Below are 20,421 nucleotides of genomic sequence, written 5' to 3'. Positions count from 1 at the left end.
CGCGGAGCCGGAGTGGACCGGTCGCGGGGCCCGGAGGGTCCCCGGCCGGCACATGGGCAACGGCTCCGTGCAGGCCGGGAACGGCTCGGGGCCGCGGTGTCGTCCGGAGGACGACGGTGTGCTCAGAAGGAGGCCTCGTCGACCTCCATGAGGGCGTTGTCGGTGTTCTCGACGATGGCCCGCTCCGCGGTCAGCTTCGGCAGCACCTGGCTGGTGAAGAACCGGGTGGCGGCCAGCTTGCCCTCGTAGAAGTGGCGGTCCTTCTCGCTGACCTCGCCGGCCAGGGCGGCGAGCGCCACCTCGGACTGGCGGACCAGCAGCCACGCGGTGATCAGGTCGCCGGCGGCGAGCAGCAGCCGGGAAGTGTTCTGCGCGACCTTGTAGAGCGAGGACATGTCCTCCTGCGCGGCGGTCAGGTGGCCGAACATCGTGGTGAGCATGCCCTGGACGTCGGCCAGCGCGGTGCCGAGCAGCGCGCGCTCCTCCTTGAGCCGGCCGTTGCCGGCCTCGCCGTCGACCGTCGCCTGGATCTGCTCGGCCAGCCAGGTCAGCGCGACGCCGCCGTCCTTGACGATCTTGCGGAAGAAGAAGTCCTGGCCCTGGATCGCCGTGGTGCCCTCGTAGAGGGTGTCGATCTTGGAGTCGCGGATGTACTGCTCGATCGGGTAGTCCTGCAGGAAGCCCGATCCGCCCAGCGTCTGCAGCGACTCCGCGGTGAGCAGCTGGGTGGCCCGCTCGGAGCCGAAGCCCTTCACGATCGGGAGCAGCAGGTCGTTGACCCGCTCCGCCAGCTTCGCCCGCTCGGCGTCGCCCTCGGCGTCGGCCTCGCGGACCTCGTCGCGGAAGCTCGCGGCGTAGAGGTAGAGGGCGCGCATGCCCTCGGCGTAGGACTTCTGCAGCATCAGCGAGCGCCGGACGTCCGGGTGGTGGGTGATGGTCACCCGCGGGGCGTCCTTGCTGGTGGCGGTGAGGTCGGCGCCCTGCACGCGGGTCTTCGCGTAGTCCAGCGCGACCTGGTAGCCGGCCGAGAGAGTGGCGATCGCCTTGGCGCCGACGAACATGCGGGCGTGCTCGATGACCTTGAACATCTGCGCGATGCCGTCGTGCACCTCGCCGACCAGCCAGCCCTGCGCCGGGACCGGCCCGTCGCCGAAGGTCAGCTCGCAGGTCGTGGAGGCCTTGAGCCCCATCTTCTTCTCGACGTTGGTGACGTAGACGCCGTTGCGCTCGCCCAGCTCGCCGGTCGCCAGATCCACGTGGAACTTCGGGACGACGAACAGCGACAGCCCCTTGGTGCCTGCCTTCGCGCCCTCGGGGCGGGCCAGGACCAGGTGGATGATGTTGTCGGACAGGTCGTGCTCGGCCGAGGTGATGAACCGCTTCACGCCGTGGATGTGCCAGGAGCCGTCGGCCTGCTGGACGGCCTTGGTGGTGCCGGCGCCGACGTCGGAGCCGGCGTCGGGCTCGGTGAGCACCATGGTGGAGCCCCAGCCCTTCTCCAGCATCAGCTCGGCGATGCGCTTCTGGTCCGGGGTGCCCAGCTCGTCGAGGATCGCGGCGAACGCCGTGCCCGAGCCGTACATGAAGGCCGCCGGGTTGGCGCCGAGGATCATCTCGAAGGCGGCCCAGGTCAGGGTGTGCGGAGCACCGAACCCGCCGAGGTGCTCGGGCAGGTCGAGGCGGTACCACTCGCCGTCCTCGATCGCCTTGACCGACTTCTTGAACGACTCGGGGAGCTGCACCGAGTTCGTCGCCGGGTCGAACACCGGCGGGTTGCGGTCGGCGTCGGCGAACGACGCGGCGACGGGTCCCTCGGCCAGCCGGCGGACCTCGCTGAGGATCCCGCGGGCGGTCTCGGGGTCCATCTGCTCGAACGGCCCGGTGCCGAAGCGGTCCTTGGTGTCCAGGAACTCGAAGAGGTTGAACTCGAGGTCCCGCAGGTTGGCGGTGTAGTGCGTCATGGCGCTCAGGGCTCCCGTGCTCCGTGCCGGCGTGCGGCGTCGTGCTACTCGCGAGTAACAAATGCTATTACTCGCGAGTAGCAACGGCAAGCACCGGGTGCCCGGACACGCTCCGGGCGCCGCGTCTGACCCGGAAGGGTCAGCGCTTGCGGCGCCGGGCGCGGAGCACCGCGCCGGCCAGCCACACCAGCAGGCCGCCGAGCGCCGCCGCGATCAGCAGGGCCACCACCAGGGGGCCCTGGACGTCGGTGAAGACGAGGCTGATCTGCACCGTCTGGCCGTTGAAGACGACGAACAGCACCAGCACCACGGTGACGAAGATCAGCAGCGCGAGCGCGAGCGATCGGCCGATGGTGCGCCCGGTGTGCTTCTCGCGGGCCGGTGCCGGGGCAGGACCGGCCGGCTCGGCCGGACCGGCCGGACCGGCGGAGGAGTTGTCGGCCGCGGGCGAGCCGAGGCCGACGCTGAGCGGGTCGCGCGGCGCCCCGGCCGGCTCCCGTCCGGCGCCGGTCACCGGGCGTCCGGTTCGGTGTCGGCGGGCGGGTAGGCCGGTCCGGCGATGCCGTCGGCCGGCCCTTCGGTCGCACCCAGGGAGTCTCGGTCCTCGCCGGGCGCCTTCTCCGCGCCGAGCGGCTGGGCCTCGCGGTCGGCACCCGCGTTGTTCGCATCCGGCATGGTCATGGGCCGGTTCTGCCCCTGAGCGGGCGTGTGGAAACCACTCGCCACGGCCCCGCCCGAGCGTGCGGAGGACGAGTGCTCGTTCAGTCCGCCAGTGCGGGGCCCGCCTCGTGGGCGGGGTGGCCGGCGGTGCGCTCGCGCTGCTTCATCCGGGCCTCGAACACGTGCCGGTCGCCCCCGGCGAGCTCCTCCCGGGCGCGTGCGTCGAACGCCCGGAAGGTGCCCCAGTAGTTCTCGTCGAAGTCCTCGACGATCTGGAAGGTCCACCGGTCGGCGATGACGTTGCGGCCGACGAGGTCGCGGTCGAGGTCCTCGGCGAGGCTGGTCGCGCCGGCCCGGCCGAACAGCTCGACGGACTCCTGGAGCAACCGGTCGGCCTTGCCGGTCAGCTGGTGGAAGGCGTACAGGAAGCCGCGTGCCTGGTCGACGGTCTCCAGGGCCTCGGACAACTTGCCGAGCGCCTCCACCGTCGCGTCGTCGAGGTCGGGCCGGGTGCGGTCGTTGCTCACCCGGCCATCCTGCGGTCAGGCGCGGGCGACCGCGATCTCGATCAGCCGCTCGGCCAGCTGCCGGCCGTGGGCGGCGGGGCCGTCGGGGCCCAGCAGGCCGCCGGAGAGGTACATGCCGTCGATGATCAGGTGGATCTGCGCGGCGAGGTCCTCGCCGTCGCCCGGCACGATCTCGTCGGCCAGCCGCTCCAGGCGGGCGTGCAGCTCGAACTTGTAGTCGGCCGCCGCGCTGCGGGCGGGGTGCTGCGGGTCGTCGTACTCGCTGCTGACGTTGGTGAACGGGCAGCCGCGGAAGCCGGTGCGGGTGACGTCGCGCTCGACGGCGTCGACGACCGAGAGCAGCGCCGCGCGGGGATCGCCCTCGAGTCGCTCCAGCTCGGCGTCGATGAAGGCCAGCACGGTGGCCGCCTTCCGGCTGAGGTAGGCGCCGACGAGGTCGTCCTTGCTCTTGAACAGCCGGTAGACCGTCATCTTGCCCAGGCCGGTCTCCCGGACCAGCTCGTCCATGCCCACGCTGCGGGAGCTGCGCCCGGCGAACAACCGCTCGGCGGTGTCCAGCACGATCGCCTGCCGCTCGGCGCGGCTGCGGCGAACCGGGGCCGTGGCGTCGTCGGCGGCGGACAGGGGCATGGCGGCGGTCACGCCAGCGATGGTGCACCAGGACGTGACGGAGCAGTTCGCGGCACGCCGACCCTGATCGCTCTGGGTGACGAGGGGCGCCCGGGTTTTCCGTGGCCCCGGGGAGTGGTGGGGCCGATGTGACGCCGTGAGGTCACGGAGGGTGAGCGCGGGGCTCAGTTCCGGCGGGTGCGACGCGGGTTGGCCAGCAGCCGGGCGACGGCCCGCGCCGAGGACTCGGCAGAGTCGGTCCGCGAACGGTCGGGCGACTCGTCGGTGGTCCGGGGGTGCATCGAGGTGTCCTCCATGCGTCGTTGCGTGCCCGCGCCCTCGCTGCGGGAAACCGGCGCGCGGCCCGCCGGGGTGAGACGTCGCTCACCCCCGACGGCCGGCCGGGGCGCCGGTCAGGTGTCGGGGGTGTCGGCGCCCCCGCCCGCGGCGTCGGTCCGGCCCTCGGCCGGCTCCTCGGGGTGCGGCGTCCGGCCGCTGCCTGCCTGCTCGCCGGCCGGGTCGCCCTCGGCGCGCTCGGCGCTGCGCGGCGTGCGCTGGGATTCGCTCATCGCGGCGTCCTCCTCGGTTCGGGTCGGGGAGCGGTGTGCCCGGTCCACCGGCCGGGAAACCGCGGGCTCGCCGATCGGGGTGGCCGGGGGCACCCGGGGCAGCAGCTCACGCACGGCGTCGTCGTCGGGGAGGGCGCCGCGCGCGCCGGGGCCGGTGGTGGAGGACGCCGCCGCCGCGACGGCGTGCCGGACGGCGTCGGGAAGGCCGGCGCCGTCGGCCAGCGCCTGCCCCAGGGCGCCGCAGAAGCAGTCGCCGGCGCCGGTCGTGTCGACCGGGGTCACCGGGGGCGGGGCCTGCAGCAGCGCCGGCCCCTCCGCGGGCACGACCAGCGCGCCACGCGCGCCCAGGGTGACCACCACGGCGCCCGCCGTCACCCGGCGGGCCAGCTGCGCGAGCTCGGCGGGCGAGCGGTTCCCGGGCTCGGCGCCGGCCAGCTGCACCAGCTCGTGCTCGTTGGGGACGAGCACGTCCACCCGCTCCAGCAGGGTGGCCGGTAGGGGCACCGGGGGAGCAGGGGTGAGGACGACGGTCCCGGTCGCCGTCCGGGCGGCCGCCTCGACCGCCGGCAGCGGCACCTCCAGCTGCAGGAGCACCACGCGGGCCGACCGCACCGACGGCACGTCGACGTCGGCGGGGGTCAGCTCGGCGTTGGCGCCGGGGACCACCACGATCAGGTTCTCGCCGCTGCCCTGCTCCACCGGGATGGTCGCGGTCCCGGTGGGTGCGCCGGTCGTGCGCAGCACCCGGCTCACGTTGACCCGGCAGGAGGCGAGCGCGGCCAGCTGGCGGTCGCCGGCCGGGTCGTCGCCCACCCGTCCCACCATGTGCACGCCGCCGCCGAGGATGCCGGCCGCCGCCGCCTGGTTGGCGCCCTTCCCGCCCGGGGCGAGCGCGGCGGCCCGGGCCACGACCGTCTCGCCGCGGCCCGGCAGCCGGTCGACGGACACCAGCACGTCCTCGTTCAGGCTGCCGACGACGGTGACGGACACGCAGGACCTCCGGGAGCTGGGCGAGGGGACCGGACAGGCCGTTTCCCGTGGCCGGCGCGACGGTACCCGGGAGGACGACGACGAGCGGAGGAACCATGGCGACCGACGACCTCGCCCACGTGCGGAAGGGTTGCGGCCACATGCAGCAGCGCCTGGCCCCGGCGCTGACGCGACGGTGCCCGCTGGTGAACCGGGGACACGACCCCCTCGAGAAGGGCTAGGCCACGTGCGAACCACCGCGCTGCCCCGCAACGACCCCGCCCAGTACGACGAGCTCGCCGACCAGTGGTGGCAGCCCTCCGGGGGCTTCGCCGCCCTGCACTGGCTGGCTGCCTCCCGGGCCGAGCACATCCCACCGGCGAGCGGCCCGGGGGCGAAGCTGGTCGACCTCGCCTGCGGTGGAGGGCTGATGGCCCCGCACGCCGCCCGGCTCGGCTACCGGCACGTGGGCGTGGACCTCGGCTGGGAAGGGCTGCGGACCGCGCGGGCCCACGGGGTGCTGCCGGTGCGCGGCTCGGTGCTCGCCGTCCCCCTCGCCGACGGCTGCGCGGACGTCGTCGTCGCCGGTGAGATCCTCGAGCACGTCGAGGACGACGTCGCGGTGCTGGCCGAGTGCGCCCGCCTGCTGCGGCCCGGGGGCGTCCTGGTCGTCGACGCGCTCGCCGCCACGCGGATCGGCCGGTTCCTCATGGTCACCGTGGCCGAGCGCCTCCCCGGTGGCCCGCCGCCCGGCATCCACGACCCGGCGCTCTTCGTCGATCGCGCGCGGCTGCTCGCCGCGGCCGACCGGCTGGGGCTCGAGCTGCGCCTGGTCGGCCTGCGGCCGTCGCTGCGAGACGCGGTCGCCTGGCGGCTGGGGCGCCGGGGCTCGGTGCGCATGAAGCCGATCCGCTCCACGGCCGTCGTCTTCGCCGGGTACGGCCGGAAGCGGTGAGCGGGCGACGTGACGGCGGCGCACGTACCGTCGAAACCATGATCCCGAGCAGGTCAGCAGTGGGGCCGCGATCGTGACCGCCGCCGTCCTCACCGGGGCGGGCAGCGCGCTGCCCACCACCCTGGACCAGGAGGCCGCCTGGGACGGGTTCTTCGGCGTCCACTACGAGGGGGTGCGCGCCGCCCGCCGGATCTTCCTCGGGGCCGGCGTCCGCCGCCGGCACGCGGTGGCCAATCCCGTGGACGAGGACCTCAGCGGCTGGAGCACCGGGGCACGGATGGCGCGGTACGTCCAGGAAGCCCTCCCGCTGGGCAAGCAGGCCGTCGCCGGGGCGCTGGACTCCGCCGGGCTGGCGCCCGGTGAGGTCGGGCTGTTCGCCGTCGCCACCTGCACCGGCTACGCCACGCCGGGGCTGGACATCCGCCTGGCCAGCGACCTCGGCATGCCGGCCGGGCTGCAGCGGCTGCTGGTCGGGCACATGGGCTGCTACGCGGCGATCCCGGGCCTCGCGGCCGTCGGCGACTTCGTCACCGCGCGGTCGCGTCCGGCGGTGCTGCTGTGCTGCGAGCTGACCAGCCTGCACGTCCAGCCGGCCCAGGCCGACCTCGAGCAGGTCGTCGCGCACGCGTTGTTCTCCGATGCCGCGGCGGCCGTGGTCGTCGAACCCGGCGCCGGGCGCGGGCGCCGGCTGGCCGGGATCGTCGCGCGGACGGACGCCTCGACCGCCGACCACATGACCTGGGACGTCACCGACCTCGGCTTCCGCATGGGGTTGTCGCCGCGGGTGCCCGACGTGCTGGCGCGGCACGTGGGTGACGTCGTCGACGAGCTGCTCGCCGGAGCGGGTCTGCGCTCCGAGGACGTCGCGGGCTGGGCCGTGCACCCCGGGGGCCCGCGCATCATCGACGTCGTCCGCGACGAGCTCGGCCTCCGCGAGGAGCAGGTCGCGGCCTCGCGTCGGGTGCTCGCCGAGCACGGCAACTGCTCCTCGGCCACCGTCCTGCTGGTGCTGCAGGAGCTGGCCGACGTCGACGGGCCGGTCGTGGCCATGGCGTTCGGGCCGGGGCTGACCCTCTACGCGGCGCTGCTCCTGCCGGTGTGACCCCTGGCCGCGGAGTCGCGCCGGCCCTACGCTGCCCTCCCCGGGACCGTGGGAGGGAGGCGGCCGTGGGAGCGTCCACGCCGAGCGTTCGGGTCTTCCTCGTGGACGACCACGAGGTGGTCCGTCGCGGCGTGGCGGAGGTCCTCGAGGACGACCCCGTCATCACCGTCGTCGGGGAGGCAGGCTCGCGCGCCGACGCGCTGGCCCGGGCTCCCGCCGTCCGTCCCGACGTCGCCGTGCTCGACATGCGGCTGCCCGACGGGGACGGCGCCACGCTCTGCCGGGAGCTGCGCGCGCGGCTGCCCGCCCTGCGGTGCCTGGTGCTCACCAGCTACGCCGACCGGGCGGCGCGCGACGAGGCGGTGCGCGCCGGCGCGGCCGGGTTCCTGCTCAAGCAGGTGCGCGGCTCGGCGCTGGTGTCGGCGGTGCGCACCGTGGCCGCCGGCCGTGTCCTGACCGAAGGCGGGCCGCCGCCACGGGCGCCGTCCGGCAGCGACCGGCTCGCGACGCTGACCGACCAGGAGCGCGCCGTCCTGGGGCTGATCGGCGAGGGGCTCACCAACCGCCAGATCGGCGAGCGCATGGGGCTGGCCGAGAAGACGGTCAAGAACTACACGAGCCACGTGCTGGCCAAGCTGGGCCTCGAGCGCCGCACCCAGGCCGCCATCCTGGCCACCGAGCTGCGCGACCGCCGGAGCTGAGCTCGCGCCGGTGCGGTCAGCCGGGGAGCGGCACGACCCAGCGGATCTCCGTCCCCGAGGTCCCGGTGGCGGTCGTCAGCCGGCCACCCCGGCGCTCCGCGCGGTCGGCCAGGTTGGCCAGCCCGCTGCGCACGGTGACCTCCGGCAGCCCGTGCCCGTCGTCGGTGACCACGACGCGCACCTCGTCGGCCAGGGCCACGGTCACCGTCATGCGGGTGGCCCGGGCGTGGCGGACCACGTTGGTGACGAGCTCTCGGACGACGGCGACCACGTCCCCGGCCAGGCCGGGAGGCAGGTCCTCGATCTCGCTGCGCACCCGCAGGTCCGGGCGCAGCCCGTGCCCGTCGGTCACCGACCGCACCACGTCGGCCAGCCGTCGTCGCAGCGCCGCGGACGAGGAGTCCTCCGCCCCGTGCAGCTCGAAGATCGACGCCCGGATCCGGGCGATGGTGCCGTCCAGCTCGTCCACGTGCCGCGCGATCCGGCTGGCGACCAGCGGCGCGGACCCCTCCAGCGAGCGGCCGAGCCGGTCCAGCGCCAGGGCGGTCGCGAAGATCCGCTGCACCACGTGGTCGTGCAGGTCCCGGGCGATGCGGTCCCGGTCGGCCTGCACCTGCAGCCGCTGCTCGCGCTGCTGGCTGCGGACCAGCCGCATCGCCACCGCCGCGTGGGCGACGAACGCCGAGGCCGGCTCCAGCACCGCCGGGTCGAAGGGCGCCCGCTCCCGCAGCCGCATGGCGACCAGGGTGGTCGGCGGCGACGGGCCGCCCAGCGGGAGGAGGAGCGCCGGCCCGTACCGGCCGGCGAGCTCACCGACGACCGGGGGGCGCGTCGTGCCGGGCGCCGGTGTGGCGACGTCGTCCACCAGCAGGGGCGTGCCCGCGCGGTGGGCGTCGCCCAGCCGGGTGCCGGCGAGGGGGATGCGCACGCCCTCGGTCTCGGCGGCCTCCGGGCCGGCGGCGGCGGTCACGACCACGGTGCCCTCGTCACCGGGCACCGGTGCCAGGATGCCGACGGAGTCGGCGCCGGAGAGCGCGGCGATGCGGGTGGCCGCGGTGCGGAGCACCTCGTCGGCCGGGCGCCCCGACAGCAGTGCGGTCGCGATGTCGGTGCCGGCCTGCGACCAGGCCCGGCGCTGCTCGGCCTGCTCCAGCAGCCGGGCGTTCTCGATGGCCAGCCCGGCCACCGCCGCCATGCCCTGGGAGAGCTCCAGGTCGGCCGGGGTGAACGCGCCCCCGCCGCGCTTCTCGGTGAGGTACAGGTGGCCGAAGGCGGAGTCGCGGGAGCGGACCGGCACGCCCAGGAACGACCGCATCGGGGGGTGCCCCGGGGGGACGCCGACCGAGGCCGGGTGGGTGCGGAGGTCGGCCAGCCGCAGCGGGGTCGGGTCCGCTACGAGCAGGCCCAGGATGCCGTCGCCCGCGGGTGTGCGGCCGATCCGCTCGTGTGCCTCGGCGTCCATGCCGACCGTGACGAACCGGTCCAGCCCGCGCCCGTCGGGGGTGAGCACGCCCAGCGCGCCGTAGCGGGCGTCGACGTGCCGGACCGCGACCGCGACGATCTCGTGCAGCGTGGCCTCGAGCCGGCCACCGGAGGCCGCCGCCAGCACCGCGGCGGTGAGGGCCGCGGCGTCGTCGCTCATCGAGCGCACCAGGGGTCGGGCGGGGGCACGGCCTGACCGTAGGAGCGCCGACGGGGGCAGGGGAAGCGCTTCGCCCATCGTGGGGCACGGTTCCGTCGTCCCCCAGGGACGAAAGGCCCGGTTCCGTTCCGCGTTCCCCGGCGTGGCCGGAACGCGACGAGGCCCCGGTCGCTGCGACCGGGGCCTCGGGAGCTCGTGGAGCGGGTGACGAGAATCGAACTCGCACTGTCAGCTTGGGAAGCTGATGTTCTACCATTGAACTACACCCGCGAACGGCGACCAGCGTACCTGGTCGCCTCGCCGCCGCGACAGCGGCCTCCGGTCAGCGGCGCATCTCCGCGAGGAAGCCGGTCGCCTCCGACCGCAGCTTCTCCGCCATCTGCGACAGCCCGGTGACGTCCTCGTGCCCGGTGTTCAGCGACGCCGAGCCGTCCACCGCGGCGGCGATGCCGCTGACCAGCCCGTTCATCTCGTCGACGGTCGAGCTCACGCTGCTCATGCCGGCGGCGACGCCCTCCGACGCCTGGCGAATCTGCTCCACCTGCGCGGTGACCCGCTCGGTCGCGCGGCCGGTCTGGTCGGCGAGGTCCTTGACCTCCGAGGCGACGACGGCGAACCCCTTGCCGGCCTCGCCCGCGCGGGCGGCCTCGATCGTGGCGTTGAGCGCGAGCAGCCGGGTCTGGGCGGCCACCGAGTCGATCAGCGCGATGATCTCCTTGATCTCGGCCGACGACCGGGTGAGCGAGCCGATGGTGTCCTGCGCGGTGCTCACCTCGGAGCTCGCGGCGGCCGCGGCTGCGGTGAGCCCGGACGCCGACGCGCTCAGCTCGGTGGCGGCCGTCGCCACCTGCTCGGACATCGAGAGCACCACCGACTCGAAGTCGTCGGCCAGCCGCAGCCGGCTGGCCTGGGCGTCGGTGACGCGCCCGGCGGTCGCCTGCATGGCGGTGCGGGCGTCGTTGATGTCGCTGGCGGTGCGGCGGAAGGAGCCGAGCAGGCCGGTCGTGAGCAGGCGCCGGTGGAACCGGCCCTCGGCGGCCGAGCTCAGCGCGGCCGACGACTCGCGGACGAAGGCGTCGGAGACGTCGAGCACCCGGTTGAGCGCGTGGTGGAGGGAGGCCAGCTCGGGCACCGCCTCCGCGGCGGGGGCGATGCGGCTGCGGGCCTCGAGGTCGCCGCGGGAGGCCGCCTCGCACGCCGTCGTCAGCTGCCGGACGAAGTCGCGGTAGAGCGCCAGCTCGGCGACGTCCGACCGCCGACCGTGCTCGCCGCGCGCGGTGCGCACGCCCATGTCAGCTCTCCTCGCGGTTGATGATCGACCAGACGAACGCCTCGTAGTCCTGCCCCTGCTCGGCGAGCACCTCGTCGAGGAGCCGGGAGGACGCCGCCACCGCGCTGCGCGCGTTCGGGTGCCGGCGCTCCTCGGCCAGCAGCCGCTGGTAGAGGGGCAGCACCCGCTGGACGGCGCCCCGGGAGGGCCGGCGGCGGTTGGAGTGGTAGCCGACGACGGTGCCGCTCGCGTCGTAGGAGGGCGTGACGTGCGCCAGCACCCAGTAGTGGCCGCCGTCGGCGGCGAGGTTGTTGATGTAGGCGAACACCTCCCGGCGGGCGCCGAGGGCGTCCCACAGCAGCTTGAACACCGCCCGCGGCATCTCCGGGTGCCGGATGAGGTTGTGCGGCTGGCCCAGCACGTCGTCGAGCGAGTAGTCGCTCACCCGCAGGAAGACGTCGTTGGCGTAGGTGATCACGCCGCGCAGGTCGGTCTTGGAGACGATCAGCTCGTCGGCGGAGAAGCTCCGTTCGCGGCCGGTGGGGCGTACGGCCTCACGCGCGCCGCGAGGTGCGGCGGTGGCCGGCCGGGTGTCGAGCACGCAGGTCCCCCTCGGGTGTCGTTCGATTGCGTCCCGTACATCGGCAGGTGGGACGCCGATCGGCACGGCGCCTTCGCGCGCGGACCGGTGGCGACGTTCGCCCGCACGGCGCACGGACGCGGTTCCCTAGACTCCGCGCCATGCTGCTGAGCGACCGCGACATCACGGCCGCGATCGCCGGGGGACGCCTCGGCATCGAGCCCTACGACCCGGGGCTGGTGCAGCCGTCCAGCATCGACGTCCGGCTGGACCGGTACTTCCGGGTGTTCAACAACGCCCGCTACACCCACATCGACCCGGCGGAGCAGCAGGACGACCTCACGTCGCTGGTGGAGCCCGAGGGCGACGAGCCGTTCGTGCTCCACCCGGGTGAGTTCGTGCTGGGCTCCACGCTGGAGGTGGTCCGCATCCCCGACGACCTCGCCGCGCGGCTCGAGGGCAAGTCCTCGCTGGGCCGGCTCGGGCTGCTCACCCACTCGACCGCGGGCTTCGTCGACCCCGGGTTCTCCGGGCACATCACCCTGGAGCTGTCGAACGTCGCGAACCTGCCGATCACGCTGTGGCCGGGCATGAAGATCGGCCAGCTGTGCCTCTTCCGGCTGACCAGCGCAGCCGAGCACCCCTACGGTTCGGCGGTCTACGGCTCCCGGTACCAGGACCAGCGGGGGCCCACCCCGTCGCGCTCGTTCCGCAACTTCACCCGCGCCGAGACCAGGCGTCCCTAGGTCCGCGCCGGCGGTGCGTCGGTGACGCGGGCCGCCGCCGGGACCTCGACGCCGGCGCTCTCCAGCACCTCCGCGCGGTCGCCGGCCGGTGACCAGCCGGGGACGGTGCGCTCCACCTCGTCGTCGACGAAGACCTGCCGGGTGGCGATCCACCCGGCGACGGCGAGCACGATGACGCCGGTGAGCACGATGACGAACATCCCGTCGTAGCTGCCGGTCGCCCCGCGGAGCACGCCCACGAGCAGCGGGCCGGATCCGGCGATCACGTAGCCGATGCTCTGGCTGACGGTGGAGAGGGCGGAGACGGTCTCGGGCGTGCGCGCGCGCAGGCCGATGAGGGTGAGCACCATCGAGAAGGTGCCCATGCCGACGGCGATGAGGACCATCCAGAGCCACGGGGCGGCGGTCGGCGCCGTCCAGAGGCCCACCCAACCGGTCACGTAGCAGGCGATGAACAGCAGCAGCAGCGGGCGCTGCAGGCGCGGGCGGACGGTCAGCGACGGGATGACGGCGCTCAGCGGCAGCCCGACGACGGAGTTCAGGCCCAGGAGCAGCCCCGCGGTGGCCGCGCTCAGCCCGGAGTCGCGCAGGTACTGGGCCGACCAGCCGATGACCACGTAGGCCTGCAGCGCCTGGACGCCGAAGAACGCGGTGATCGCCATCGCCGTCGGGCTGTGCACGAGGGCCCGCATCCGGACGGCGGTGTGGCCCTCGCGGGACACGTCGGGCGCGGCCGGCAGGGCCAGCCACACCCCCGCCGCGACGAGCGCCGGCAGCGCCCAGACGACGAGTGCCCAGCGCCAGCCCTCCCCCTCGGCGACGTCGGCGACGGGCTGCGCGGACACGGCGGCGAGGGTCGCGCCCAGGCCCATCGCGGTGCTGTAGGCGCCGATCAGCGGACCCGTCCGCCCCGGGAAGTGGCGCTTGACGAGTCCCGGGAGCATGACGTTGCCCAGCGCCCCGCCGGCCATGGCCAGCGCCGTGCCGGCGAGGAAGACGGGGAAGGCCTCGGCCAGGCTCCGCAGCACCAGCCCGACGGTCATCGCGACCAGGGCGCCGGCGAGGACGTGCGAGTCGCGGTAGCGCGCCGACAGAGCGGGACCGGTGAACCCGATGAGCGCGAAGCAGAGCACCGGCATCGTGGTGATGACCCCGGCCAGGCCGCTGGAGATGCCCAGGCCCCGCTCGATCTCCTCCAGCACCGGGCCGACGCTGGTGACCGCCGTCCGGAGGTTGAGCGCCGTGAGCACGATGGCCACGGCCATCAGCCCGAGACCCCGTCGTCGATCGGTGCCGGTGGTGCTGGGTGCGGGGGCGGTGCGCGTCACCCGGAAAGCGTCCTCCATGACGCGGCCCACACCGCTCCCGGGCGGGTGCGCGGCGCAACCAACCTGGGGGCGCGGAACGGCGACGGCGCGCGCCCCCTCGCGGGGACGCGCGCCGTCGTCGTCGGGCCGTGCAGCGGTCAGGTCGTGGGACCGTGCTCCGTCGCCGCCGAGCCGGTTCCCGCCGGGTCGTCGGCCTTGGTGCCGACGTCGGCGCCGGACTCCGCGCCCGGGGCGCTGACGCCGGCCGGCGTCAGCGAGCGCAGCAGGATCTGGCTGACGTCGAGCACCTCGACGTGCTCGCCGGCCTCACCGTTCTGCTTCTTGCTGGTCAGCGCGTCGCTGAGCATCGTGATGCAGAACGGGCACGCGGTGGAGATGACGTCGGGATCGAGCTCGAGGGCCTCCTCGGTGCGCTCCATGTTGATCCGCTTGCCGATCTTCTCCTCCATCCACATGCGCGCACCGCCGGCGCCGCAGCAGAAGCCGCGGTCCTTGCAGCGGTGCATCTCCTGCGTGGACAGGCCCTGGACGGAGTCGAGGATCTCCCGCGGGGGCGTGTAGACCTTGTTGTGCCGGCCCAGGAAGCACGGGTCGTGGTAGGTGACCTTGCGGTCGACCGGGGTGACCGGGGTCAGCCGGCCCTCCTCCACCAGCTTGCCGAGCAGCTGGGTGTGGTGCACGACCTCGTACTCGCCGCCGACCTGCGGGTACTCCCGGCCCAGCGAGTTGAAGCAGTGCGGGCAGGTCGCGACGATCTTGCGGGTGCCGGGCACCCGGCCCTCGAAGACACCGTTGAGGGTCTCGACGTTCTCCATGGCCAGCTGCTGGAAGAGGAACTCGTTGCCCATGCGGCGGGCCGGGTCGCCCGAGCAGGTCTCGCCGTTGCCGAGCACGGCGAACTCGACCCCCGCGGTGTGCAGCAGCTCGGCGACGGCCTTGGTGACCTTCTTGGCGCGGTCGTCGACGGCGCCGGCGCAGCCGACCCAGAACAGGTACTCGACCTCGTGGGGGAGCGGACCGTCCGCGACGCGGACCTCGAAGTCCATCTCCTTGATCCAGTCCTCGCGGACGTTGCCGCCCATGCCCCACGGGTTCCCGCGCTTCTCGAGGTTGGTCATCATGACCCCGGCCTCGGACGGGAAGTTGGACTCGATCAGCACCTGGTAGCGGCGCATGTCCTCGATGTGGTCGATGTGCTCGATGTCCACCGGGCACTGCTCGACGCAGGCGCCGCAGTTGGTGCAGCTCCACAGGACGTCGGGGTCGATGACCCCGCCCTCCTCGAAGGTGCCGACCAGCGGGCGGTGCGCCTGGGCGTCGTTGGTGCCCTCGATCCGGGCGTAGCCCGACGCCCAGACCTGCTCGTCGCTGGGCTTGAGGAGGTCGTAGTCGGGCGCCGACTCCGACGCCGTCTTCTCGCCCAGGAGGTAGGGAGCCTTCGCGTACAGGTGGTCGCGGAGGTCCATGATCACCATCTTGGGGCTGAGCGGCTTGCCCGTGTTCCACGCCGGGCACTGGCTCTGGCACCGCCCGCACTCGGTGCAGGTGGTGAAGTCCAGCATCCCCTTCCAGGTGAAGTCCTCGATCTTGCCGCGACCGAAGACGTCGTCCTCGCCCGGGTCCTCGAAGTCGATCGGCTTGCCACCGGAGGTCATGGCCGGCAGCGGGCCGAGCGCCGGGGCGCCGTCGGCCTCGCGCTTGAAGTAGATGTTGAAGAAGGCGCTGAACCGGTGCCACGCCACCCCCATGTTCAGGATGCGGCTGATGACCACGAGCCAGGTCAGCGAGACGACGATCTTGATGAAGGCGACGATCGAGACGACGTCGGGGTTGTCCGGGAAGAGGTTCGACGCCAGGCTCGCGAACGGGTGCGACCAGGTGGGGGCGTCGTCCAGGCCGGAGGCGACCTTGGCAGCGCGGATGCTGAGGATGCTGATGCCGACGATGAGGACGACGGCCTCGACGAAGTAGCTCCGGCCCTCGTTGGACCCGGCGAACCGGCTCTTGCGACCCTGTCGGCGCGGGTGGTCGAGCTGCCGCCGGATGATCAGGTAGATGATCCCGAGGATCGTGCCGGCGCCGATCAGGTCGACGAAGAGGCTCCAGATCGCCCACTCGCCGATGAGCGGCAGGTGGAACGCCGGGTTCCACACCTCGCCGAACGCCTCGACCAGCGTCAGGAACAGGCCGTAGAAGCCGACGAAGACGAACCAGTGGGCGACGCCGATGGTCGACCACTTCAGCATGCGCGTGTGGCCGATCGACTCCACCACCAGCGTCTTCAGCCGGCTCTTGACCGGGCCGAAGCGGGTGCCGTCGGGCTGGCCGGTGCGGATGATCCGCACCATCGCCCGGACGGCCCGGTAGGCCATCACGGACGCGACGATCAGGAACAGGACGCTGATCGTCCCCAGGACGATCTGCAGCGGGCCCGTCATGTTTTCCCCTCCCGTACGCCTCGCGGCGTCGGTCGACTCCCGCCGGCCACGCGGGCGACGGGGCTGTGTGTGGTGCGCGCGCCGGTGCGCCGGCCCGGGGGCCGCCGCGTCGAGGCGCGTGCGGGCAGCGCTGTCCGCACTGCGACGCACGATAGCTGGCGCCGGCACGGGTTACTCATGGGTAGCCCCGGGCGCCGTGCACCGGATCGCCGGGCTCCCGTGGGGCGCCCCGCCCATGGGGTGACCCGCGACACATGTCGCCGCCGGTGTGGTCGTCGTCCACGCGGTCTGACCGTCATCCACGGGGGGTGTGGTGGGGTCCTCGCGGTGTGGTCGTCGTCCACGCGGTGTGCGGCGTGTCCGGCGCACGCGCGGCGAGGTGGACCGGTCAGCCGGCCCGGCGACGGCCCCGCTCCCGGGGAACGGCACGGAACGGGCGCGCTGTGGGCGGCGGGGCGGCGAGCAGGTCGCGCAACCGCCCCTCGACGCGGTGCCAGCCGCGGTCGAGGTCCTCGTCGGCCACCCGGACCACGCGGATGCCGAGTGCGCGCAGGACGTCCTCGCGGCGTTTCTCATCCCAGAGGACCTGGGCGGGCGTGCGTCCGCGCCACGGGTCGCTGTACTTCACCCGGCCATCGAACTCGACCGCGACGGCCGCCGCGTCGAACCAGACGTCGACCACGCCGACCAGGTGCCCCTCGGTCCGGATCTCCACCTGGAGCACCGGTGACGGCAGCCCTGCGCCGAGCATCCGCAGCCGGCCGCGGGTCTCCAGCGGCGACTCCGCTCGCTCGTCCGCCAGGCCCGCGGCGCGCACGGCGGCGATCCCGCCGGGCCAGCTCGACACCGCGGCGGCCGCGGTCCGCAGGTCGTGCGTGGTGAGACGCTCGGCCACGAGGGCGGAGTCCATCGCGACCACGCTGTCGTCGACGTCCCACTCCCGTGCGCAGTCGACCAGGGTCCGCGCGACCGCCGTCGACCGGAACGGGCTCCTCCCCGTGACCTCGTGGGCGGCGAGCGGCGCGCGGGTCATGTGGAAGCCGCGGCCGCGCCGCCACAGTGACGGATCGGTCAGCCGGACGGTCGGATCGAGACCCCGGCGCACCGTCAGGCCGTGCAGGCGCGCGGCCGACCCGTGGCTCACCACGGCCGTGGAGCGGCCCAGCTCGAGCAGCACGGCGTGGCAGTCGAGGGCATGCCGCCGCGCTCCGGTGCCCGCGGCCGCCACCGCCCCGGCGGTCGCGTAGACGCCGCGACGCAGGCGCACCCAGGCGCCGGAGGCCAGGTGGCGCCGGATCTCCGGGTGGCCGTAGCCGGCCCGGCGCGCGTCGGCGGCGGTGAACAGGCCCAGCTGCCGCTCGGCCGCCGCGCGCAGGAGGGGGTGCAGGACAGAAGTGTGGGCCGCGACGGGGCGCCCCGGGATCGGCCGGCCTGGCAACTGTGGACAGCCGTCGGTCGTCCACGCCGCGCGTTGGTCGGCCACGCGGTGTGCGGTGTGTTCGGCGGATGTGCGGCGAGGTGGGGGCGCGGCGAGGTGGGGTGCGAGGGCGGTGGGCCGGGGCGGGGTCGCTCCCCCGGGAACACGACAGCACGGCTTGCCGTTACGGTGGACAGGAAAGTTGAGCCGACCACGCGCAATGCGGTCGCGCTCGACTCCTCACACGGACCAGCACCACCCAGCACACGGAAGAGAGGCCATCTCCCATGGCTCGAGCGGTCGGTATCGACCTCGGCACCACCAACTCCGTCGTCACCGTCCTCGAGGGCGGTGAGCCGACGGTCATCGCCAACTCCGAGGGTTCGCGCACCACCCCGTCGGTCGTCGCCTTCGCCAAGAACGGCGAGGTCCTCGTCGGCCAGTCGGCCAAGAACCAGGCGGTCACCAACGTCGACCGCACCATCCGCAGCGTCAAGCGGCACATGGGCACCGACTGGAAGACCGACGAGATCGACGGCAAGAAGTACACGCCGCAGGAGATCTCCGCCCGTATCCTGCAGAAGCTCAAGCGGGACGCCGAGACCTACCTGGGCGAGCCGGTCACCGACGCCGTCATCACCGTGCCGGCCTACTTCGAGGACGCGCAGCGCCAGGCCACCAAGGAGGCCGGTGAGGTCGCGGGCCTCAACGTCCTGCGCATCGTCAACGAGCCGACCGCGGCCGCGCTGGCCTACGGCCTGGACAAGGGCGAGACCGAGCAGACGATCCTCGTGTTCGACCTCGGTGGCGGCACCTTCGACGTCTCCCTGCTCGAGATCGGGGACGGCGTCATCGAGGTGAAGGCCACCGCCGGTGACAACCACCTCGGTGGTGACGACTGGGACGAGCGCGTAGTCAAGCACCTGGTGCAGACCTTCAGCGCCCAGAACGGCATCGACCTGTCCAAGGACAAGCTGGCCATGCAGCGGCTCCGCGAGGCCGCAGAGAAGGCCAAGATCGAGCTGTCGGGCGCGCAGTCGAGCAACATCAACCTGCCCTACATCACCGCCGGCGCCGAGGGCCCGCTGCACCTGGACGTCACGATCACCCGCGCCGAGTTCCAGCGGCTGACCCAGGACCTGCTCGACCGCACCCGCGCGCCGTTCAACCAGGCGATCCGCGACGCCGGCATCTCCGTCGGCCAGATCGACCACGTCGTCCTGGTGGGTGGCTCGACCCGCATGCCGGCCGTCACCGACCTGGTGCGCGAGCTGACCGGCGGCAAGGAGCCCAACAAGGGCGTCAACCCCGACGAGGTCGTCGCCATCGGTGCCGCGCTGCAGGCCGGTGTCCTCCGCGGCGAGGTCAAGGACGTGCTGCTGCTCGACGTCACCCCGCTGTCCCTGGGCATCGAGACCAAGGGCGGGATCATGACCAAGCTCATCGAGCGGAACACCACGATCCCGACCAAGCGCTCGGAGATCTTCACGACGGCCGACGACAACCAGCCGTCCGTGCAGATCCAGGTGTTCCAGGGCGAGCGCGAGATGGCGATGTACAACAAGAAGCTCGGCATGTTCGAGCTGACCGGCCTGCCCCCGGCGCCGCGCGGCGTCCCGCAGATCGAGGTCGCCTTCGACATCGACGCCAACGGCATCGTGCACGTGTCCGCCAAGGACCTCGGCACGGGCAAGGAGCAGTCGATGACCATCACCGGCGGCTCGGCCCTCCCCAAGGAGGACATCGAGCGCATGATGAAGGACGCCGAGGCCCACGCCGAGGAGGACAAGCGCCGCCGCGAGGAGGCCGAGACCCGCAACCTCGCCGAGTCGCTGCAGTACCAGACCGAGAAGTTCCTGGCCGAGAACGGCGACAAGATCCCGGCCGAGAAGAAGGACGAGCTCGGTGAGGCGCTGACCGAGCTGCGCTCGGCCCTCGGCGGCTCGGACATCGAGGCCATCAAGTCCGCCCAGGAGAAGGTGGCCCGGGTTTCCCAGGAGGTCGGCGGGGCGCTCTACGCCCAGCAGGCCGAGGCGGCCGGCGGAGCTCCCGGTGCCGAGGCCGGTGCCGAGGCCGGTGCCGGTGCCACGGGTGCCCAGGCCTCCGGTGACGACGACGTCGTCGACGCCGAGATCGTCGACGAGGACACCGACCGCCGATGACGGACAGGGAAGAGCAGCCGCGGGTCGTGATCCGCGACAGGCGGCGCATCGACCCCACCACTGGCGCAGTGCGGACGCCGGCCGGCGAGCAGCCGGCCGGCGTCCGGCCCGGTACCGACCTCCCAGGGGAGCAGATGAGCGAGTACGACACGCCGGCCGCCGACGAGGCCGCGGGCGCGCAGCAGGGCACGGCGCCCCAGCAGGACGCGGCGCCGCAGCAGGGCACGGAGTCGCAGGGGGGCGCCGCGCCGCAGCCGGCGGCGGACGGCGACCTGGCCCAGCAGCTGGCCGAGCGCACCGGGGACCTGCAGCGGGTCACCGCCGAGTACGCCAACTACCGGCGGCGGGTGGACCGTGACCGGTCGCTCGTCGTCGACCAGGCCGCGGAGCGGTTCGCGACCCAGCTGTTCCCGATCGTCGACGACATCGAGCGCGCTCGCGACCACGGCGACCTCACCGGCGCCTTCAAGCTGGTCGCCGACCGCATCCTCGGGCTGCTCGACGGTCTCGGGGTCGAGGCGTTCGGCAAGGCCGGCGACGAGTTCGACCCGTCGCTGCACGAGGCCGTCATGCACGACACCTCCCCCGAGGTGAGCGTGCCGACGGCCACGACCGTGCTGCGGCAGGGCTTCCGCCGGGGCGAGCGGGTGCTGCGCACCGCGATGGTCGCCGTCACCGAGCCGGAGGCGCCGGCGCCTGCCGCGGCCTCCGCCGAGTCCGGGGAGTCCGCCGAGCCAACCGACCAGGCCGCCGGCTGAGCGGCGTCCGACCGAGCGCGAGAGGGG

Annotated in this window: 20 protein-coding genes and 1 tRNA gene; 7 read left to right on the top strand and 14 right to left on the bottom strand. The window is 73.7% G+C overall.

Translation table 11 applies throughout. The features are described from left to right. Window positions 1-122: 122 nt before the first annotated feature. The 7 genes from ACI79S_RS10700 to ACI79S_RS10670 all read right to left on the bottom strand — a co-directional run bounded on the left by ACI79S_RS10700 (window position 123) and on the right by ACI79S_RS10670 (window position 5,316). On the bottom strand, window positions 123-1,961 hold the full coding sequence (locus ACI79S_RS10700; RefSeq protein ID WP_456593409.1) for an acyl-CoA dehydrogenase: 1,839 nt from the start codon (window positions 1,959-1,961) through the stop codon (window positions 123-125). A gap of 139 nt (window positions 1,962-2,100) precedes the next feature. Then, a complete protein-coding gene (locus ACI79S_RS10695) occupies window positions 2,101-2,475 on the bottom strand; it encodes a LapA family protein (protein WP_456593408.1) in 375 nt (124 codons plus the stop codon). Next, window positions 2,472-2,642 (bottom strand): hypothetical protein, encoded by a 171-nt coding sequence (locus ACI79S_RS10690; RefSeq protein WP_456593407.1) that lies wholly within the window; start codon window positions 2,640-2,642, stop codon window positions 2,472-2,474. Before ACI79S_RS10690 ends, ACI79S_RS10695 begins: the two co-directional genes overlap by 4 nt. Before the next feature lie 80 nt (window positions 2,643-2,722). Further along, window positions 2,723-3,148, bottom strand: a complete 426-nt coding sequence (locus ACI79S_RS10685; RefSeq protein WP_456593406.1) for a hypothetical protein — start codon at window positions 3,146-3,148, stop codon at window positions 2,723-2,725. Window positions 3,149-3,163: 15 nt separating this feature from the next. Then, window positions 3,164-3,790: a TetR/AcrR family transcriptional regulator gene (locus ACI79S_RS10680; protein ID WP_456593405.1), complete on the bottom strand. Its 627-nt coding sequence runs from the start codon at window positions 3,788-3,790 to the stop codon at window positions 3,164-3,166. Between the two features lie 152 nt (window positions 3,791-3,942). Then, window positions 3,943-4,074 (bottom strand): hypothetical protein, encoded by a 132-nt coding sequence (locus ACI79S_RS10675; RefSeq protein WP_456593404.1) that lies wholly within the window; start codon window positions 4,072-4,074, stop codon window positions 3,943-3,945. A gap of 96 nt (window positions 4,075-4,170) precedes the next feature. Next, window positions 4,171-5,316, bottom strand: a complete 1,146-nt coding sequence (locus tag ACI79S_RS10670) for a ribokinase (protein ID WP_456593403.1) — start codon at window positions 5,314-5,316, stop codon at window positions 4,171-4,173. A gap of 95 nt (window positions 5,317-5,411) precedes the next feature. Between ACI79S_RS10670 and ACI79S_RS10665 the strand changes: the two genes are divergently transcribed. The 4 genes from ACI79S_RS10665 (at window position 5,412) to ACI79S_RS10650 (ending at window position 8,053) form a co-directional block, all read left to right on the top strand. Then, the gene (locus ACI79S_RS10665) at window positions 5,412-5,537 is read left to right on the top strand and encodes a hypothetical protein (RefSeq protein ID WP_456593402.1); all 126 of its coding nucleotides are present in this window, start codon (window positions 5,412-5,414) and stop codon (window positions 5,535-5,537) included. Between the two features lie 5 nt (window positions 5,538-5,542). After that, the gene (locus ACI79S_RS10660; protein WP_456593401.1) at window positions 5,543-6,250 is read left to right on the top strand and encodes a methyltransferase domain-containing protein; all 708 of its coding nucleotides are present in this window, start codon (window positions 5,543-5,545) and stop codon (window positions 6,248-6,250) included. 73 nt (window positions 6,251-6,323) lie between these two features. Next, the gene (locus ACI79S_RS10655) at window positions 6,324-7,352 is read left to right on the top strand and encodes a type III polyketide synthase (protein ID WP_456593400.1); all 1,029 of its coding nucleotides are present in this window, start codon (window positions 6,324-6,326) and stop codon (window positions 7,350-7,352) included. Window positions 7,353-7,417: 65 nt separating this feature from the next. Continuing rightward, a complete protein-coding gene (locus ACI79S_RS10650) occupies window positions 7,418-8,053 on the top strand; it encodes a response regulator (protein ID WP_456593399.1) in 636 nt (211 codons plus the stop codon). A 16-nt stretch (window positions 8,054-8,069) separates the two neighbouring features. On the opposite strand, the gene ACI79S_RS10645 is transcribed toward ACI79S_RS10650, so the two are convergent. The 4 genes from ACI79S_RS10645 to ACI79S_RS10630 all read right to left on the bottom strand — a co-directional run bounded on the left by ACI79S_RS10645 (window position 8,070) and on the right by ACI79S_RS10630 (window position 11,566). Continuing rightward, window positions 8,070-9,695, bottom strand: a complete 1,626-nt coding sequence (locus tag ACI79S_RS10645) for a GAF domain-containing protein (RefSeq protein WP_456593398.1) — start codon at window positions 9,693-9,695, stop codon at window positions 8,070-8,072. Between the two features lie 196 nt (window positions 9,696-9,891). Beyond that, window positions 9,892-9,965 (bottom strand) — tRNA-Gly (locus ACI79S_RS10640). Window positions 9,966-10,017: 52 nt separating this feature from the next. Further along, window positions 10,018-10,986: a methyl-accepting chemotaxis protein gene (locus tag ACI79S_RS10635; RefSeq protein WP_456593397.1), complete on the bottom strand. Its 969-nt coding sequence runs from the start codon at window positions 10,984-10,986 to the stop codon at window positions 10,018-10,020. A 1-nt stretch (window position 10,987) separates the two neighbouring features. Beyond that, on the bottom strand, window positions 10,988-11,566 hold the full coding sequence (locus tag ACI79S_RS10630; protein WP_456593396.1) for a PAS domain-containing protein: 579 nt from the start codon (window positions 11,564-11,566) through the stop codon (window positions 10,988-10,990). Window positions 11,567-11,706: 140 nt separating this feature from the next. Here ACI79S_RS10630 and dcd point away from each other — a divergent pair, with 140 nt between their 5' ends. Continuing rightward, window positions 11,707-12,291, top strand: coding sequence for a dCTP deaminase (gene dcd / locus ACI79S_RS10625; RefSeq protein WP_456590124.1), 585 nt, complete (start codon window positions 11,707-11,709; stop codon window positions 12,289-12,291). Here the strand turns inward: dcd and ACI79S_RS10620 are convergent. From ACI79S_RS10620 to ACI79S_RS10610, 3 genes are all read right to left on the bottom strand, one after another. After that, window positions 12,288-13,619: an MFS transporter gene (locus ACI79S_RS10620; protein WP_456593395.1), complete on the bottom strand. Its 1,332-nt coding sequence runs from the start codon at window positions 13,617-13,619 to the stop codon at window positions 12,288-12,290. The two genes, dcd and ACI79S_RS10620, sit on opposite strands and share 4 nt — an antisense overlap. A 137-nt stretch (window positions 13,620-13,756) precedes the next feature. Beyond that, the gene (locus ACI79S_RS10615; protein WP_456593394.1) at window positions 13,757-16,057 is read right to left on the bottom strand and encodes a (Fe-S)-binding protein; all 2,301 of its coding nucleotides are present in this window, start codon (window positions 16,055-16,057) and stop codon (window positions 13,757-13,759) included. 388 nt (window positions 16,058-16,445) lie between these two features. After that, window positions 16,446-17,495 carry a type IV toxin-antitoxin system AbiEi family antitoxin domain-containing protein gene (locus tag ACI79S_RS10610; RefSeq protein WP_456593393.1) on the bottom strand — a complete coding sequence of 350 codons (1,050 nt, stop codon included), beginning with the start codon at window positions 17,493-17,495 and terminating at the stop codon, window positions 16,446-16,448. A 266-nt stretch (window positions 17,496-17,761) separates the two neighbouring features. Here ACI79S_RS10610 and dnaK point away from each other — a divergent pair, with 266 nt between their 5' ends. Continuing rightward, window positions 17,762-19,636: a molecular chaperone DnaK gene (dnaK, locus tag ACI79S_RS10605; RefSeq protein WP_456593392.1), complete on the top strand. Its 1,875-nt coding sequence runs from the start codon at window positions 17,762-17,764 to the stop codon at window positions 19,634-19,636. Next, on the top strand, window positions 19,633-20,394 hold the full coding sequence (gene grpE, locus ACI79S_RS10600) for a nucleotide exchange factor GrpE (RefSeq protein ID WP_456593391.1): 762 nt from the start codon (window positions 19,633-19,635) through the stop codon (window positions 20,392-20,394). Before dnaK ends, grpE begins: the two co-directional genes overlap by 4 nt. The last annotated feature ends 27 nt before the right edge of the window (window positions 20,395-20,421 follow it).

Source organism: Blastococcus sp. SYSU DS1024, assembly GCF_054050795.1.
Note: the sequence above shows the minus strand (reverse complement) of the source record. Positions and strands in the feature narration are given on the sequence as shown.